The 13,989-nt window shown below is 69.0% G+C and carries 18 protein-coding genes; 13 read left to right on the top strand and 5 right to left on the bottom strand.

Annotation, left to right across the window (positions count from 1 at the left end; all coding sequences use genetic code 11):
* Nucleotides 1-255 precede the first annotated feature (255 nt).
* The 5 genes from ACIHA7_RS17530 (at nucleotide 256) to hisH (ending at nucleotide 4,691) form a co-directional block, all read left to right on the top strand.
* Entirely contained in the window at nucleotides 256-858 is a 603-nt protein-coding gene (locus tag ACIHA7_RS17530; protein WP_397290476.1) for a maleylpyruvate isomerase family mycothiol-dependent enzyme, read from the top strand.
* A gap of 101 nt (nucleotides 859-959) precedes the next feature.
* Nucleotides 960-2,297, top strand: a complete 1,338-nt coding sequence (gene hisD, locus ACIHA7_RS17535; protein WP_397290478.1) for a histidinol dehydrogenase — start codon at nucleotides 960-962, stop codon at nucleotides 2,295-2,297.
* Complete coding sequence (locus tag ACIHA7_RS17540) at nucleotides 2,294-3,427, top strand: histidinol-phosphate transaminase (protein WP_397290480.1); 1,134 nt, start codon at nucleotides 2,294-2,296, stop codon at nucleotides 3,425-3,427. The genes hisD and ACIHA7_RS17540 overlap by 4 nt, the downstream gene beginning before the upstream one ends.
* Before the next feature lie 23 nt (nucleotides 3,428-3,450).
* The gene (gene hisB, locus ACIHA7_RS17545) at nucleotides 3,451-4,065 is read left to right on the top strand and encodes an imidazoleglycerol-phosphate dehydratase HisB (RefSeq protein WP_397290482.1); all 615 of its coding nucleotides are present in this window, start codon (nucleotides 3,451-3,453) and stop codon (nucleotides 4,063-4,065) included.
* Complete coding sequence (gene hisH / locus ACIHA7_RS17550) at nucleotides 4,062-4,691, top strand: imidazole glycerol phosphate synthase subunit HisH (protein WP_397290484.1); 630 nt, start codon at nucleotides 4,062-4,064, stop codon at nucleotides 4,689-4,691. The genes hisB and hisH overlap by 4 nt, the downstream gene beginning before the upstream one ends.
* A gap of 2 nt (nucleotides 4,692-4,693) precedes the next feature.
* On the opposite strand, the gene ACIHA7_RS17555 is transcribed toward hisH, so the two are convergent.
* Nucleotides 4,694-5,155 carry a hypothetical protein gene (locus tag ACIHA7_RS17555; RefSeq protein WP_397290486.1) on the bottom strand — a complete coding sequence of 154 codons (462 nt, stop codon included), beginning with the start codon at nucleotides 5,153-5,155 and terminating at the stop codon, nucleotides 4,694-4,696.
* 245 nt (nucleotides 5,156-5,400) lie between these two features.
* Here ACIHA7_RS17555 and ACIHA7_RS17560 point away from each other — a divergent pair, with 245 nt between their 5' ends.
* The 6 genes from ACIHA7_RS17560 to hisI all read left to right on the top strand — a co-directional run bounded on the left by ACIHA7_RS17560 (nucleotide 5,401) and on the right by hisI (nucleotide 9,139).
* Complete coding sequence (locus ACIHA7_RS17560) at nucleotides 5,401-5,841, top strand: MarR family winged helix-turn-helix transcriptional regulator (protein ID WP_397290488.1); 441 nt, start codon at nucleotides 5,401-5,403, stop codon at nucleotides 5,839-5,841.
* 63 nt (nucleotides 5,842-5,904) lie between these two features.
* Nucleotides 5,905-6,636, top strand: a complete 732-nt coding sequence (gene priA / locus ACIHA7_RS17565) for a bifunctional 1-(5-phosphoribosyl)-5-((5-phosphoribosylamino)methylideneamino)imidazole-4-carboxamide isomerase/phosphoribosylanthranilate isomerase PriA (RefSeq protein ID WP_397290490.1) — start codon at nucleotides 5,905-5,907, stop codon at nucleotides 6,634-6,636.
* Nucleotides 6,633-7,448 carry an inositol monophosphatase family protein gene (locus ACIHA7_RS17570; RefSeq protein ID WP_397290492.1) on the top strand — a complete coding sequence of 272 codons (816 nt, stop codon included), beginning with the start codon at nucleotides 6,633-6,635 and terminating at the stop codon, nucleotides 7,446-7,448. The genes priA and ACIHA7_RS17570 overlap by 4 nt, the downstream gene beginning before the upstream one ends.
* Before the next feature lie 4 nt (nucleotides 7,449-7,452).
* Entirely contained in the window at nucleotides 7,453-8,226 is a 774-nt protein-coding gene (hisF, locus tag ACIHA7_RS17575) for an imidazole glycerol phosphate synthase subunit HisF (protein WP_397290494.1), read from the top strand.
* Nucleotides 8,227-8,358: 132 nt separating this feature from the next.
* Nucleotides 8,359-8,784, top strand: coding sequence for a MarR family winged helix-turn-helix transcriptional regulator (locus ACIHA7_RS17580; RefSeq protein ID WP_397290496.1), 426 nt, complete (start codon nucleotides 8,359-8,361; stop codon nucleotides 8,782-8,784).
* A gap of 7 nt (nucleotides 8,785-8,791) precedes the next feature.
* The gene (hisI, locus tag ACIHA7_RS17585) at nucleotides 8,792-9,139 is read left to right on the top strand and encodes a phosphoribosyl-AMP cyclohydrolase (protein ID WP_397290498.1); all 348 of its coding nucleotides are present in this window, start codon (nucleotides 8,792-8,794) and stop codon (nucleotides 9,137-9,139) included.
* On the opposite strand, the gene ACIHA7_RS17590 is transcribed toward hisI, so the two are convergent.
* The 4 genes from ACIHA7_RS17590 to ACIHA7_RS17605 form a co-directional block, all read right to left on the bottom strand.
* On the bottom strand, nucleotides 9,140-9,580 hold the full coding sequence (locus ACIHA7_RS17590) for a MarR family winged helix-turn-helix transcriptional regulator (RefSeq protein ID WP_397290500.1): 441 nt from the start codon (nucleotides 9,578-9,580) through the stop codon (nucleotides 9,140-9,142).
* Between the two features lie 201 nt (nucleotides 9,581-9,781).
* Entirely contained in the window at nucleotides 9,782-10,354 is a 573-nt protein-coding gene (locus ACIHA7_RS17595) for a permease (protein WP_397290502.1), read from the bottom strand.
* An 81-nt stretch (nucleotides 10,355-10,435) separates the two neighbouring features.
* Entirely contained in the window at nucleotides 10,436-10,897 is a 462-nt protein-coding gene (locus ACIHA7_RS17600) for a peroxiredoxin (protein WP_397290504.1), read from the bottom strand.
* Nucleotides 10,898-11,015: 118 nt separating this feature from the next.
* Nucleotides 11,016-11,309, bottom strand: coding sequence for a hypothetical protein (locus ACIHA7_RS17605; protein ID WP_397290506.1), 294 nt, complete (start codon nucleotides 11,307-11,309; stop codon nucleotides 11,016-11,018).
* Nucleotides 11,310-11,548: 239 nt separating this feature from the next.
* Here ACIHA7_RS17605 and ACIHA7_RS17610 point away from each other — a divergent pair, with 239 nt between their 5' ends.
* Together ACIHA7_RS17610 and ACIHA7_RS17615 are read left to right on the top strand one after the other, a co-directional pair.
* Nucleotides 11,549-13,096: an anthranilate synthase component I gene (locus tag ACIHA7_RS17610; RefSeq protein WP_397290823.1), complete on the top strand. Its 1,548-nt coding sequence runs from the start codon at nucleotides 11,549-11,551 to the stop codon at nucleotides 13,094-13,096.
* Complete coding sequence (locus tag ACIHA7_RS17615; protein WP_397290508.1) at nucleotides 13,093-13,902, top strand: TIGR02234 family membrane protein; 810 nt, start codon at nucleotides 13,093-13,095, stop codon at nucleotides 13,900-13,902. Before ACIHA7_RS17610 ends, ACIHA7_RS17615 begins: the two co-directional genes overlap by 4 nt.
* The last annotated feature ends 87 nt before the right edge of the window (nucleotides 13,903-13,989 follow it).

Below are 13,989 nucleotides of genomic sequence, written 5' to 3' on the forward strand. Positions count from 1 at the left end.
GCGGAGAAAGTCGCAACTACCAGGCCACAGGCAGTAGCGATTCCGGTAGCGAACCCAGCAAGAACATTCATGACGACCCTTAGAGTCCAATGGAATTCCTTGGAGCGCTGCCTTTTCGAACCCTAGCTCGCAACCCCCCCGGACTCAGCTTGGCAGCACTGCTGCGCTCGCGCAAGCGTGTATGCCAGCGAGGGTAGCTCCAGCAACGGCACGCGCTATCTTCCTGAAAGGCGTTCGCGTCACTAAACTTTGGGCATGGATGTCCGGGGGATGCTGGCCGCAGAACGTGCTGAACTGATCTCGTTGCTGCGCACGTTGAGTGACGAGGAGTGGGAGAGTTCGTCGCTGTGTGACGGGTGGCGGGTGCGGGATGTTGTCGGGCATTTGCTGTACGACACCATCGGGCTGCCGACCTACGGGGGGATCGCCGTCCGGTGTGGGTTGACCGTAGATCGGTTCAACGGTCGGCTTGTGGAGAAAGCGAAGGCGCTGTCGACCGAGGCTTTGGTGGACAAGTTCGAGCACGCGGCGGGACGGGTCTCGAAGTACGCGCCGAGGCTGACCCTGGCGGATGTCATGGTCCATCAGCAAGACATCCGTCGACCGCTCGGTCGTGCTCGCACGATTCCGGCGGATCGCCTGGTCACCGTCCTGGAACATCCTGACCCGTTCGCGATGCCGTGGCGGCGCACCAAGGGGCTCCGGTTCGTCGCTACCGATGTCAGCTGGTCGAAGGGCCACGGGCCGGAGGTGCGTGGGTCGGGGGAGGCGCTCGCTCTCGTCATCGCCGGACGTGCGGTCGCAATCGATGAGCTGGCCGGTGACGGCGTCGCCGAACTGCGGCGGCGCCGCGGGTGAGCCGTTGGCCACCACGCGGATAACCGGTGGCGTCGGCCGACTAGGCTGGTAGCTGCAACTTTCCTGTTGCGGATTCGGCTGAAGACAAGGATCGACACCACATGACTACCCGTATCGAGCTCGCCCGCGTTGATCTGCGCGGTCGCACTCCCTCTGTTGCCGAGCTGCGCGCCGCGCTGCCGCGCGGGGGAGTCGACGTGGACTCGGTACTGCATCATGTGCGGCCGGTGGTCGAGGCGATCCGGGATCGCGGCGTCGCGGCGGCGCAGGAGTACAGCGAGCAGTTCGACGGCGTGCGCCCGGCCACGGTGCGCGTACCCGCCGCCGAGCTGGCGAAGGCGTTGACCGAGCTGGACCCGGCCGTGCGCGCGGCGCTGGAGGAGGCCATCGCGCGGGCCAGGAAGGTGCACGCCGACCAGCGGCGCACCGACAAGACCACCGAGGTGGTGCCCGGCGGCACGGTGACCGAGCGCTGGGTACCGGTCGAGCGGGTCGGGTTGTACGTGCCAGGCGGCAACGCCGTCTACCCGTCGAGCGTGGTGATGAACGTGGTGCCCGCGCAGACGGCGGGGGTCGGCTCGCTGGTGGTGGCTTCGCCGCCGCAGGCGCAGTTCGGCGGCCTGCCGCACCCGACGATCCTGGCTGCCGCGCGGTTGCTCGGCGTCGACGAGGTGTGGGCGGTCGGCGGCGCGCAGGGTGTCGCGCTGCTGTCCTACGGCGGCGTCGACACCGACGGCGCTCAGCTGGAGCCGGTCGACCTGATCACCGGACCCGGCAACATCTACGTGACCGCCGCCAAGCGGCTGTGCCGCGGCCTGGTCGGCATCGACGCCGAGGCGGGCCCGACCGAGATCGCGATCCTGGCCGACGCCACCGCCGACCCGGTACACGTGGCGGCGGACCTGATCAGCCAGGCCGAACACGACGTGCTCGCGGCCAGCGTGCTGGTCACCGACAGCGCGGAGCTGGCCGACGCGGTCGACGCGGCGCTGACCCGCCAGCTGACCGTGGTGAAGCACGCCGAACGGGTGACCGAAGCGTTGCGCGGCAAGCAATCCGGGACCGTGCTCGTCGACGACATCGCCCAGGGCCTGCGCGTGGTGAACGCTTACGCGGCCGAACACCTGGAGATCCAGACCGCCGACGCCGCCGCGGTGGCCGCCCGGGTGCGCAGTGCCGGAGCGGTTTTCGTCGGCGCGTACGCACCGGTGAGCCTCGGCGACTACTGCGCGGGCTCCAACCATGTGCTGCCGACCGCCGGATGTGCCAGGCACTCCTCGGGTTTGAGCGTGCAGACGTTCCTGCGCGGCATTCACGTCGTCGACTACACCGAGGCGGCACTGAAGGATGTCGCCGGTCACGTGGTGGCGCTCGCCAATGCCGAGGACCTGCCCGCGCACGGCCAGGCCGTGCAGGCGCGGTTCGAGGCGCTGTCATGACCAGGCAGGCCACCGTGCCCGGCGCGGACATCAGCTTGGCCGACCTACCGCTGCGGGAGAACCTGCGCGGCAAGAAGCCTTACGGCGCACCGCAATTGACGGTGCCCGTGCAACTGAACACCAACGAGAACCCGCACCCGCCGAGCCCGGCGCTGATCAACGACGTCGCCGAGTCCATCCGGGTCGCCGCCGCCGACCTGCACCGCTACCCGGACCGGGACGCAGTGGCCTTGCGCGCCGATCTGGCCGAGTACCTCACCGGGCAAACGGGTGTCGCGGTGCACACCGACAATGTCTGGGCGGCAAACGGTTCCAACGAGATCCTGCAGCAGCTGCTGCAGGCGTTCGGCGGACCGGGCCGCAGCGCACTGGGTTTCGTGCCGTCGTACTCGATGCACCCGATCATCTCCGAGGGCATCGACACCGAATGGATCGAGGCCAAGCGCGACGCCGACTTCTCCCTGGACGTCGACTACGCGGTGGCCGCCATCGCGGAGCGCTCGCCGAACGTGGTGTTCGTGACCAGCCCGAACAACCCCACCGGGCACAGCATTCCGCAGGACGACCTGGCCAGGATCCTCGCGGCCGCGCCGGGCATCGTGGTGGTCGACGAGGCCTACGGTGAGTTCTCCGCGCAGCCGAGTGCCCTCGCGCTGATCGATCGGTTTCCCACGAAGTTGGTGGTGACCAGAACGATGAGCAAGGCGTTCGCCTTCGCAGGCGGTCGCCTCGGCTACCTGGTCGCCGCGCCCGCGGTGATCGAGGCGATGCTGCTGGTGCGGTTGCCGTACCACCTGTCGGTGGTCACCCAGGCGGCCGCGCGGGCAGCGCTGCGGCACGCCGACGAAACCCTCGGCAGCGTCGCCGAACTCGCCGCGCAGCGTGATCGGGTCGCCGCGGTGTTGACCGAGATCGGCTTCGACGTGATCCCCAGCGACGCGAACTTCCTGCTGTTCGGCCGCTTCACCGACGCGGCGCGCAGCTGGCAGCGCTACCTGGACCACGGCGTGCTGATCCGCGACGTCGGCATCCCCGGCTACTTGCGCACCACGATCGGCTTGGCCGCGGAGAACGACGAACTCCTGAAAGTCAGCCGCCTCTTGGTGCACACCGACCTCACGCCCCGATGAATCCGCCTGTGGAGGAACAGCATATGAACAGAACCGCGCGGGTGGAGCGCGTCACCAAAGAGTCCAGCATCGTGGTCGAGCTCGACCTCGACGGCACCGGCAAGACCGAGATCGCCACGGGCGTCCCGTTCTACGACCACATGCTCACCGCGCTCGGTGCGCACGCCAGCTTCGACCTGACCGTGCGGGCCGAGGGCGACATCGAGATCGAGGCGCACCACACGGTGGAGGACACCGCGATCGTGTTCGGCCAGGCGCTGGGAAAGGCGTTGGGCGACAAGGTCGGTATCCGCCGGTTCGGTGACGCCTTCATCCCGATGGACGAGACCTTGGCGCACGCCGCGGTCGACGTGTCCGGGCGTCCGTACTGTGTGCACACCGGCGAGCCGGAACACCTCCTGCACGCGGTGATCCCCGGGTCCGGCCCCGGCGCATCATATTCCACCGTGCTGAACCGCCACGTCTTCGAGTCGATCGCGTTGAACGCGCGCATCGCGCTGCACGTGCGCGTGCTGTACGGCCGCGACCAGCACCACGTCACCGAGGCCGAATTCAAGGCGGTGGCACGGGCTTTGCGTGCCGCGGTCGAGCTCGACCCGCGGGTGCAGGGCATCCCTTCGACGAAGGGGACGTTGTGAAGTCTGTTGCCCTGCTCGATTACGGCTCGGGCAATCTGCACTCCGCCGAACGGGCGCTGGTCCGTGCGGGCGCGAAGGTCGAGGTGACGGCCGATCCCGAGGTCGCGCTCGCGGTGGACGGCCTCGTCGTCCCCGGTGTCGGCGCCTACGCCGCCTGCATGGCCGGACTGCGAAAGGTGCGGGGCGAGCGAATGATCGGCCAGCGCCTGGCCGGTGGCCGCCCGGTGCTCGGCATCTGCGTCGGCATGCAGATCCTGTTCGAGCGCGGCGTCGAGTTCGGGGTGGAGACCGACGGCTGCGCCGAATGGCCGGGCACCGTGGAACGCCTGTCCGCCCCGGTGCTGCCGCACATGGGCTGGAACACCGTGTCGGCGCCGCAGGACAGCGTGCTGTTCGCGGGGATGGACGCCGACACCCGGTTCTACTTCGTGCACACCTACGCCGCGCAGAAATGGGAGTTGCCACCCGGCGATCACTTCGCCGCCCCGAAGCTGACCTGGGCCGAGCACGGCGTGCCGTTCCTCGCCGCGGTGGAGAACGGGGCGCTCTCGGCGACCCAGTTCCACCCGGAGAAGTCCGGCGACGCCGGCGCTCAGCTGCTGCGCAATTGGGTGCAGGCGCTGTAGCGCTACTTGGTTTCGGCCCGGTTGACCAGCCAGCGACCGTTCACGTTCTCGACGGTGATCAGCAGGGTCATCTTGTTGGTCTTCGGCAGGCCATCGGTGGCATCGCTCGTCGTCGTCCGCACCACGTCGACGGTGATGTCGGCGGTGGCCGCGTCACCGGACACGACCCGGCAGTCCACCGAATTGACCTCGGCGCGAGCGTGATTCGCGGCGGCGTCGGCCTGAATGGTCGGGCGGGCCTGCTCGAATTCCGTCCGGAACACCCCGGTGGTCAGCTCGAGCATCTTGTTCGCGTGCTCATCGAAGCTCGCGTAGTCGTAGGTTCCGGCGACGGTGCCGAAATCGCAGCCGGCCAGCCGCGCCTCCTCGGGCGGCGCGGCCGCGGCGGTCGGCGCGGCGGCGAGCAGTGCGGTGCAGGTGGCTGCCGAAATCATGAGCACGGCAGCGAAAGTCGAGCGCGACATATGAGATCCCTAGGGAGAGTGCGGAAGTAAGTGACCGGAGTGATCGCCGAGGCGAGACACTACCGGTGCTCTTCGTCGAACGGGTGCCGCGCGGACGAGTCCGTGGTCGTCGTTCCTCCGGGGGGACCCTGATCTCGGCGCGGTGGATATGGGTGTTCGCGCCGGATTGGCCGGTGGGTGTCGAGCCGCTGCCCGGCCGGCGGCAACTTATTGTGGGTGTGACCAACAAGCGTTAGATTGCTGGCATGGAGATCTCGCGCGAGGACGCTCCCGCCAAACTGCGGGCCTTGCCGACTCGGCTGGTCGATCAAGTCGCCCTCGTCGCCAACCGGGCGACCGAGCGGGCGCTGCACGACACCGGCTCGCGCCGCTATCACTACGCGCTGCTCGCCGCGCTCGGGGAGTTCGGCGCGAGCAGCCAGGCCGAGCTGGGTAGGCGCACTCGGATCGACCGCAGCGACATCGTCGCCACCGTCACCGAGCTCGCCGACCGCGGCTTCGTCCGGCGCAGCCCGGACACCGGCGACCGCAGGCGCAAAATCGTCACCATCACCGACGCGGGCACCGCCCATCTCGCGGAACTGGACGAGCGCCTGGCCGGCGCGCAGGACGAACTCCTGGCCGGTTTGGACGCCGCGGAGCGCGCCGAGTTGGTCCGGCTGCTCACCCGCATCCTCGATCGGTGACCCAGCTCCTATCCGCGCAGGCCGGAGACCGGGCGCGCACAGCTAACCACTAGGCTCATGCCCGTGAGTCTTGTATTGCTTCCCGCCGTCGATGTCGCCAACGGCGAAGCTGTGCGCCTCGTACAAGGTGAGGCCGGTAGCGAAACCAACTACGGTTCCCCCCGCGAAGCCGCCCTGGAATGGCAGCGCGCGGGCGCGGAGTGGGTCCACCTGGTCGACCTGGACGCGGCGTTCGGCCGCGGCTCGAATCGCGAACTGCTGGCCGGGGTCGTCGGCGAACTCGACGTCAAAGTGGAGCTGTCCGGCGGCATCCGCGACGACGACACGCTGGAGGCCGCACTGGCCACCGGCTGCGCCAGGGTGAACCTCGGCACCGCCGCGCTGGAGGATCCGGTGTGGTGCGCCAAGGCCATCGCCAGGCACGGCGAGCGCGTCGCGGTCGGCCTCGACGTGCGCATCATCGACGGGGACTACCGGCTTCGCGGCCGCGGCTGGGTCAGCGACGGCGGCGATCTGTGGGAGGTGCTCGAGCGCCTGGAGCGCGACGGCTGCTCCCGCTATGTGGTCACCGACGTCACCAAGGACGGCACGCTGACCGGCCCCAACCTCGACCTGCTCCGTGAGGTCTGCGCCGCGACCGACGCGCCGGTGATCGCCTCCGGCGGCGTCTCCACCATCGAGGACCTGGTCGCCATCGCCGAACTGGTGCCCGACGGCGTCGAGGGTTCGATCGTCGGCAAGGCGCTCTACGCGGGCCGGTTCACGCTGCCCGAGGCGCTGGCCGCGGTGAGATGAGCCAGGACCTCTCGGCACTGCTCGCGGTCGCGCGCGAGATCCTGGACTCGGTCACCTCCCGCTTCATCGAGGGCGTCGGCGCGCCGAGCGCGGTGACCAAGGGCCGCAACGACTTCGCCACCGAACTCGACCTGGAGCTGGAGCGCACCATCTCCGCCCAGTTGGAGCAGCGCACCGGAATCAAGGTGCACGGCGAGGAATTCGGCGGACCGCAGCTCGTCTCGGGCACCGCGTGGGTGCTCGATCCGATCGACGGAACGTTCAATTACTCGTCCGGACACCCACTTTCGGGCATGCTGCTCGCCCTGGTGCACGAGGGCGAGCCGGTGCTCGGCCTGACCTGGCTGCCGCTGCTCGGGCAGCGTTACGCCGCCGTCGCCGGCGGCCCGGTGCTGCTGAACGGTCAACCGCTGCCGCCGCTGCCGCAGGGCAAACTGGCCGACGCGATGATCGGCTTCGGCGCGTTCAACGTGGACGCGCAGGGCCGGATCCCCGGGCAGTTCCGCTTCGATCTGCTCGGCCCGCTCAGCAGGCTCTCCTCCCGCGTGCGGATGCACGGCTCCACCGGCATCGACCTGGCGTTCACCGCGTCCGGGGTGCTCGGCGGGGCCATCGTGTTCGGCCACCACCCCTGGGACAACGCCGCGGGCGTCGCGCTCATCCGCGCCGCGGGCGGTGTGGTCACCGACCTGGCGGGCGAGCCGTGGACCATCACCTCGGGTTCGGTGCTGGCCGCCGCGCCGGGCGTGCACGAGGAACTCCTCGAAATGATCTGCACGGTCGCCGATCCGGCGACCACGGAGGAAGGGTGATCCGATGACGTTGGCGGTACGCGTGATTCCGTGTCTCGACGTCGACGCCGGTCGGGTGGTCAAGGGCGTGAACTTCGAAAACCTGCGCGACGCGGGCGATCCCGTCGAGCTGGCCGCGACCTATGACGCGCAGGGCGCCGACGAGCTGACCTTCCTCGACGTCACCGCCTCCACCGGCGATCGCGGCACCATGATCGACGTGGTGACCCGCACGGCGGAGCAGATCTTCATCCCGCTCACCGTCGGCGGCGGGGTGCGCACCGTCGAGGACGTCGACCGGCTGCTGCGCGCGGGCGCCGACAAGGTGTCGGTGAACACCGCCGCCATCGCGCGGCCCGAGGTGCTGCGCGAGATGTCGGAGCGGTTCGGCTCGCAGTGCATCGTGCTGTCCGTGGACGCCCGTACGGTTCCGGCCGGGCAACCCGCCACCCCGTCCGGCTGGGAGGTCACCACCCACGGCGGCAAACGCGGCACCGGCCTCGACGCCGTCGAATGGGCAACGCGCGGAGCCGAATTGGGCGTCGGCGAGATCCTGCTCAACTCGATGGACGCCGACGGCACCAAGGCGGGTTTCGACCTCGACATGATCCGCGCCGTCCGTGCCGCGGTGTCGGTTCCCGTGATCGCCAGCGGTGGCGCGGGCGCGGTCGAACACTTCGCGCCCGCCGTCCAAGCGGGCGCCGACGCGGTCCTCGCCGCCAGCGTCTTCCATTTCGGCGAGCTGACCATCGGCCAGGTCAAAGACTCGATGCGCGCGGCGGACATCGTCGTCCGCTAGGCACCGGCCGCCGTTCGCGGCCGCCAGCTACGCGGTACGCGCGGCGGGCACCTGGCAACTACTCGGCGAACATGCGTGGGTCGGCTCGGAGCCGTCTTTGCGCGCGCTGGATTATGCATGTACACATAAGTGGTGTCGAACAGTGCGCACGACGAGCAGATGTGGAACCGGTTGATCGCCCTGCACGCCCAGGTGGAGGGTCGGTTGGCGGCGGCGGTGCAGCGTGGGCACGGCCTCGGGCTCTCGGAGTTCAGGGCACTGGGTTTCCTGGCCGAGGCGCCCGACGGCGAGCTGCGGATGCAGGACCTGTCCGCGCGGCTCGGCCTGAATCAGAGCTCGGTGACCAGGCTGGTCGGCAGGCTCGACGCCGCCGGGCTGGCCTATCGGGATCTGTGCCCCGATGATCGGCGCGGCGTCTACACGGTGATCACCGACAAAGGGCGCGAACGGCTTCGGGCCGCCGGCGACACCTACCGCAACACGCTGACCGCCGCGCTCGACGAATCCGACAGTGACACCGTGGCCGCCCTGCGGAGCGCCGATGTCCGACTGTTATAACGGTCCCATGACTCTCGACGCCACCATCGCCGCCCGCCTCAAGCGCAACGACGCGGGCCTGGTCGCCGCCGTCGCGCAGGAACGCGGCACCGGTGACGTGCTGATGGTCGCGTGGATGGATGACGAGGCGCTGGCCCGCACCTTGGCGACGCGCAAGGCGACCTACTACTCGCGCTCGCGCCAGCAGTACTGGGTCAAGGGGGAGACCTCCGGCCACACCCAATATGTGCACGAGGTTCGGCTCGACTGTGACGGCGACACCATCCTCTTGGTGGTCGACCAGGAGGGCGCGGCCTGCCACACCGGGACGCACACCTGCTTCGACTCCGATGTCCTGCTGGCAGATCCGGCCTGACTAGGTCTCCGTCGGCCGGTCTTCTCGGCTGGATCCGGGGGAGCGACTCAATGCATCGGTGAGGTGATCGGCGAGCAGCTCGCTCAATTCCGCCAGCTGAGCCGTCTGTTCCGGCTCCAGTCCGTCGAACACCAGGTGGCGCACCGCGTCCAGATAACCGGGCGCCGCCTCGATGACCTTGTGGTAGCCGTCGTCTGTCAGTACCGCCTGCACGCCACGGCGCCCGGCGGTAGCGGAGCGCTCCGCCCAGCCCATCCGTTCCAGCTTCGATACGACATGCGAAAGCCGTGATAGCGATGCGTTTGCTTTGTGGGCGAGGTCACTCATCTGCAGCCGATGCCCCGGTTCCTCGGACAACAGGGTCAAAACCCAATACTCGAAATGGGTGACCCCGGATTCGCGCTGCAGCTGGGTATCCAAAGCGCCTGGTAGGCGGGTCATCAGCGCAACAATCGCGCGCCATGCTCGTTGTTCAACCGGGTCGAGCCACTTCGTCACTGTGTGCCTTCTTTCAAGCCAAGTGACGTGGTTTTGTTAGTAAGCCTACCGATTATTGAAAAGCATGTTCACAGTCACCCGTGACTCTGAGTTTGCCACGACTTCGCTCGCCCGTCATGAAGTTGCTAAGGAGCGTGAGCTCACTCACAAACCGTCGGGCCGCGTCATGGTGCTGTCCGCAGGGGTAACCGGCGCGCTCTGCCGCTTCGGATGCCTGCGCCGCCACCAGCGGGTGACGACCAGGAACAGCGCCGCGAGGAAGACCGCGGCGGCGGCGATCGCGCCCGCCATCGTGGCGCCGCGGAAGGCGGGGGCATCGACATCGAGAATGCGCTGTCCCGCATGCGCGGCGTTGCTGCCGCCGAGCACGATGGTCAACGTCATCAGATTGGGAATCGCGACGAGCACCGCGATGACGACCGCCGCGCCCGCCATGAACCGGCCACCCTTGCGCCTCCAGACGCGCACCGCGAACAGCAGTAGGAACAGCGGAACGACCGTACACACGCCGCCGAAGACCAGGCCCCAGCCGATGCCCTTGCTGAAGCTGCCGTTGACCATCTCCGCGATCCGCTGCGCCCACCAGCGTGGGATGAAGGCGGACAGGATGAAGTAGGCGATGAACAAGAGGGCGAGCATCGCAAGCCCGCCGACGGCCCATGTCTTCCAGGCCGGCCCGGTCGATTTCTGCTGCAGCTGTCCGTCGGTCGCAGTCATGAGGTCAGCGTATGCCGGATGTGTGCGGAAACGCGCTGATCGCCTCGGCGTTTCGGCCTGTGGGCGTCCCGGTGGGCGAAACTACCGCGCGCGGTCGCGCAGGAACTTGAGCGCCTCGTCGGCGTGCACGTTGGCGCGCAGCTCGCCGGAGATGATCTTGCGGACGGTGCGGTCCTGATCGATGACGAACGTCTGTCGCTTCACCGGAGCCAGCTTGCCGAGCAGCCCGCGCTTCACGCCGAACTGCGCGGCGACCGTGCCGTCGGGATCGGAGAGCAGGGGATAGCCGAGGCGCTGCTTGTCGGCGAAACCGGCCTGGGTGTCGACGCCGTCGGCGCTGATCCCCGCGCACGAGGCGCCGAGTGCGGCGAAGTCGGCGGCCACGTCCCGGAAGTGACAGGCCTCGGCCGTGCACACCGGGGTGTTTGCCGCGGGATAGAAGAACAGGACCAGTGGACCGTCCGCGAGCAACGCGTCGAGTGAACGCGGCGTGCCTGTTTGGTCGGGGAGCTCGAACTGGGGAGCGAGCTGTCCTGTCTGCATAGAAAGGGACAGTACCGGGCGCATGTCGCACCCGGTACCGCACCGTTGCGGCTCATTTGCGCACTCTCGCCTTCGCTGTGGCCAGAACTGACCTGCCGACGGACTACGCGGCTGCGCCCTAAACGCCGATCAGGGCCGCCACTTCGGGGTTCTTGATCTGCATGACGTCGAGAATGCCGTGCGCGCGCAGGAACGGCTTCAGTTCCTTGATGCGGTCGGCGTGTGTGGCGTATTCGTCCGGAAAATGGTTCTTGTCCAGGGATTCGAGCGCCTTCGCGTAGGTGACGAAGGTGGCTAGTGCATTCGGGGCACCCTGGGGGCCTGCCTTCGACTGCAGACCGACCATCCGTGGGGCCTGGCTCGGCGCACCGCCCGGGGCGGCGTGCCTGCCCTCCGGTTGCGAGGGGTACATCAGTTGTCTCCTCTCGATCATGGGATACCGCGTGCGAGATGGAACGGAGCGAGTGTAGAGACGCCCGTCACACGCCGATCGGGGGCATGAGAACCGGGCGGTCGAGTTTGTTACTGGTGTGGTGGATGTGGTTTTGGCCGGCTTCGACCCGATGTGTTCGTGGTGGTCGAATCCGGTATCGGCACAGCCGCTCGGGGTGCGCCGCGTCGGCTGTCGGTGTGGCCTGGGATGATGTGACCATGCAAGGCGCGTCGACTCCCACCACCACGACCCGCGAACAGTTTCACCAGCTGGCCGCGGAACATCGAGTGGTACCGGTGACCCGAAAGGTGTTGGCGGACTCCGAAACTCCGCTCTCCGCCTACCGCAAACTGGCCGACGATCGGGCGGGAACGTTCCTGTTCGAGTCGGCGGAGAACGGGCGATCGTGGTCGCGCTGGTCGTTCATCGGCGCGGGCAGCCCCTCGGCCTTGACCGTGGTCGACGGCGAAGCGGCCTGGCTGGGCAACATCCCGGTGGACGCGCCCTCCGGCGGCGATCCGCTGGTGGCGCTGCGTGAGACCTTGGAACTACTGAAGACCGAGCGGCTGCCGGGCCTGCCCCCGCTGACCGGCGGCATGGTCGGCTACCTCGGCTACGACGCGGTCCGCCGGATCGAACGGCTGCCGAACCTGGCCCTCGACGACCTGCAACTGCCGGAGATGGTGCTGCTGCTCGCCACCGACCTGGCCGCCTTCGACCACCACGAGGGCGCGATCACGTTGATCGCCAACGCCGTCAACTGGAACGGCACCGCCGAGCGGGTCGACGAGGCCTACGACGACGCGGTCGTCCGGCTGGACCGGATGACCGAGGCGCTCGGCGCCCCCGCACCGTCCACCGTGTCGGTCTTCGATCGACCCGAGCCGGAGTTCCGGCGCAGGCGCACCACCGAGGAGTTCGGCGCGGGCGTGCGCCGCCTGGTCAAGGAGATCGAGGCGGGCGAGGCGTTCCAGGTGGTGCTCTCGCAGCGCTTCGAGATGGACTACGACGGCGCGCCACTGGATCTGTACCGGATGTTGCGCGCGTCGAATCCGAGCCCGTACATGTACCTGCTGCACGTGCCCGACGGCGACGGCGGCACCGCGTTCTCCATCGTCGGCTCCAGCCCGGAGTCGCTGGTCACCGTGAAGGAGGGGGTGGCGACCACCCACCCGATCGCGGGCACCCGCTGGCGCGGCGCCACCGAGGAGGACGACCTGCTGCTGGAGAAGGGCCTGCTGGCCGACGAGAAGGAGAACGCCGAGCACCTGATGCTCGTCGACCTCGGCCGCAACGACCTCGGGCGGGTCTGCCAGCCGGGCACGGTGCGGGTCACCGAGTACCGGCACATCGAGCGGTACAGCCATGTGATGCACCTGGTTTCGACGGTGTCGGGCCGACTCGCCGCGGGCAAGATCGCGCTCGACGCGGTGAACGCCTGTTTCCCGGCGGGCACGCTGTCCGGTGCGCCGAAGGTGCGCGCGATGGAGCTCATCGAGGAGCTCGAACCCACCCGCCGCGGCGTCTACGGCGGCGTCGTCGGCTATCTCGACTTCGCGGGCGACGCGGACACCGCGATCGCCATCCGCACCGCGCTGCTGAAGGACGGCACCGCCTACGTCCAGGCGGGCGCGGGCATCGTCGCCGACTCGGTCGCCGAGTACGAGGACGTCGAGGCGCGCAACAAGGCGATGGCGGTGCTCAAGGCGATCGCCGCGGCGAAGACGGTCCGCGCGTACGGCGCGACGAACGGCGAGGACGCATGACGGCCGCCGAATCCGGCGGCGACACCGACCCGGCCGGCACCGGGGCGTCTGTTCCCGATCCCGACCTCGTCACCCCGGCGACCACCCACCCGATCGCGGACACCCCCGAACCGCGGCGCAGATCCCCGATCGGCCCGCTCGTCCTGCTCGCCTTCGCGGCCGTCGCGCTCTGGGGCTCCTCGCGGATGACCTGGGTGACGGTCACCTCCTCCGACGGCCTCACCGAACCGCGCACCGACCGCCTCAACGGCGGTGTCTGGTTCGGCGCGCTCACCCCGCTGGCCCTGGTGCTGCTGGCCTCCATCGCCGCAGTGCTGGCCACCCGCGGCTGGCTGCGCCGCGCCCTCGGCGTGCTCATCGCCTTGGTCGCCGCGGTGGCCGCGGTCCCGGCCTTCGCCCTGCTCACCAACTCCGGCAAGATCGCCGAACGCGCCGCCAAGCTGGCCGAGCTACCTGCCAGAGCGCAGGTGGGGGAGGCGACCACGTCGCTGCTGCCCGCCGTGCTCGCCCTGCTCGGCGCGCTGGCGGCGTTCGGGGCGGGCGGCTTGCTGACCCGGATGCCGCAGGAGACCGCGCGCCTGTCCGGCAAGTACGACAATCCGGCCTTCCGCAGGGCCGACGCCACCGAACAGGTGAGCAAGCAGCGGGCCGGTGCCTCGGCCGCGGGCGCCGAGCAGAACCAGCTGTCCGAGCGCGTGCTGTGGGACGCGTTGGACGCGGGCACCGACCCCACCGAGGACACGGCGAACTCCGCTGGGCGCACCGACGATCCGGACCCGGGTGAGGCAGGCGGACGTGTCCGCTGAGCGATTCGCGCGCGTCGACTGTGGCGGTTCACACCTTGTGCGCGGACTGGTTGCCTGGTCCACAACAAGCCCCGGCGCAAACGCGGC

The organism is Nocardia sp. NPDC052316, from assembly GCF_044547795.1.
Classification (GTDB): Bacteria; Actinomycetota; Actinomycetes; order Mycobacteriales; family Mycobacteriaceae; genus Nocardia.

Excerpts from the sequence above, each read along its gene's own strand:
- ACIHA7_RS17530 (WP_397290476.1), top strand. The coding sequence starts at position 256 with ATGGATGTCCGGGGGATGCTGGCCGCAGAACGTGCTGAACTGATCTCG.
- hisD (WP_397290478.1), top strand. The coding sequence starts at position 960 with ATGACTACCCGTATCGAGCTCGCCCGCGTTGATCTGCGCGGTCGCACT.
- ACIHA7_RS17540 (WP_397290480.1), top strand. The coding sequence starts at position 2,294 with ATGACCAGGCAGGCCACCGTGCCCGGCGCGGACATCAGCTTGGCCGAC.
- hisB (WP_397290482.1), top strand. The coding sequence starts at position 3,451 with ATGAACAGAACCGCGCGGGTGGAGCGCGTCACCAAAGAGTCCAGCATC.
- ACIHA7_RS17555 (WP_397290486.1), bottom strand. The coding sequence starts at position 5,155 with ATGTCGCGCTCGACTTTCGCTGCCGTGCTCATGATTTCGGCAGCCACC.
- ACIHA7_RS17560 (WP_397290488.1), top strand. The coding sequence starts at position 5,401 with ATGGAGATCTCGCGCGAGGACGCTCCCGCCAAACTGCGGGCCTTGCCG.
- ACIHA7_RS17570 (WP_397290492.1), top strand. The coding sequence starts at position 6,633 with ATGAGCCAGGACCTCTCGGCACTGCTCGCGGTCGCGCGCGAGATCCTG.
- hisF (WP_397290494.1), top strand. The coding sequence starts at position 7,453 with ATGACGTTGGCGGTACGCGTGATTCCGTGTCTCGACGTCGACGCCGGT.
- hisI (WP_397290498.1), top strand. The coding sequence starts at position 8,792 with ATGACTCTCGACGCCACCATCGCCGCCCGCCTCAAGCGCAACGACGCG.
- ACIHA7_RS17590 (WP_397290500.1), bottom strand. The coding sequence starts at position 9,580 with ATGACCCGCCTACCAGGCGCTTTGGATACCCAGCTGCAGCGCGAATCC.
- ACIHA7_RS17595 (WP_397290502.1), bottom strand. The coding sequence starts at position 10,354 with ATGACTGCGACCGACGGACAGCTGCAGCAGAAATCGACCGGGCCGGCC.
- ACIHA7_RS17600 (WP_397290504.1), bottom strand. The coding sequence starts at position 10,897 with ATGCAGACAGGACAGCTCGCTCCCCAGTTCGAGCTCCCCGACCAAACA.
- ACIHA7_RS17605 (WP_397290506.1), bottom strand. The coding sequence starts at position 11,309 with ATGTACCCCTCGCAACCGGAGGGCAGGCACGCCGCCCCGGGCGGTGCG.
- ACIHA7_RS17610 (WP_397290823.1), top strand. The coding sequence starts at position 11,549 with ATGCAAGGCGCGTCGACTCCCACCACCACGACCCGCGAACAGTTTCAC.
- ACIHA7_RS17615 (WP_397290508.1), top strand. The coding sequence starts at position 13,093 with ATGACGGCCGCCGAATCCGGCGGCGACACCGACCCGGCCGGCACCGGG.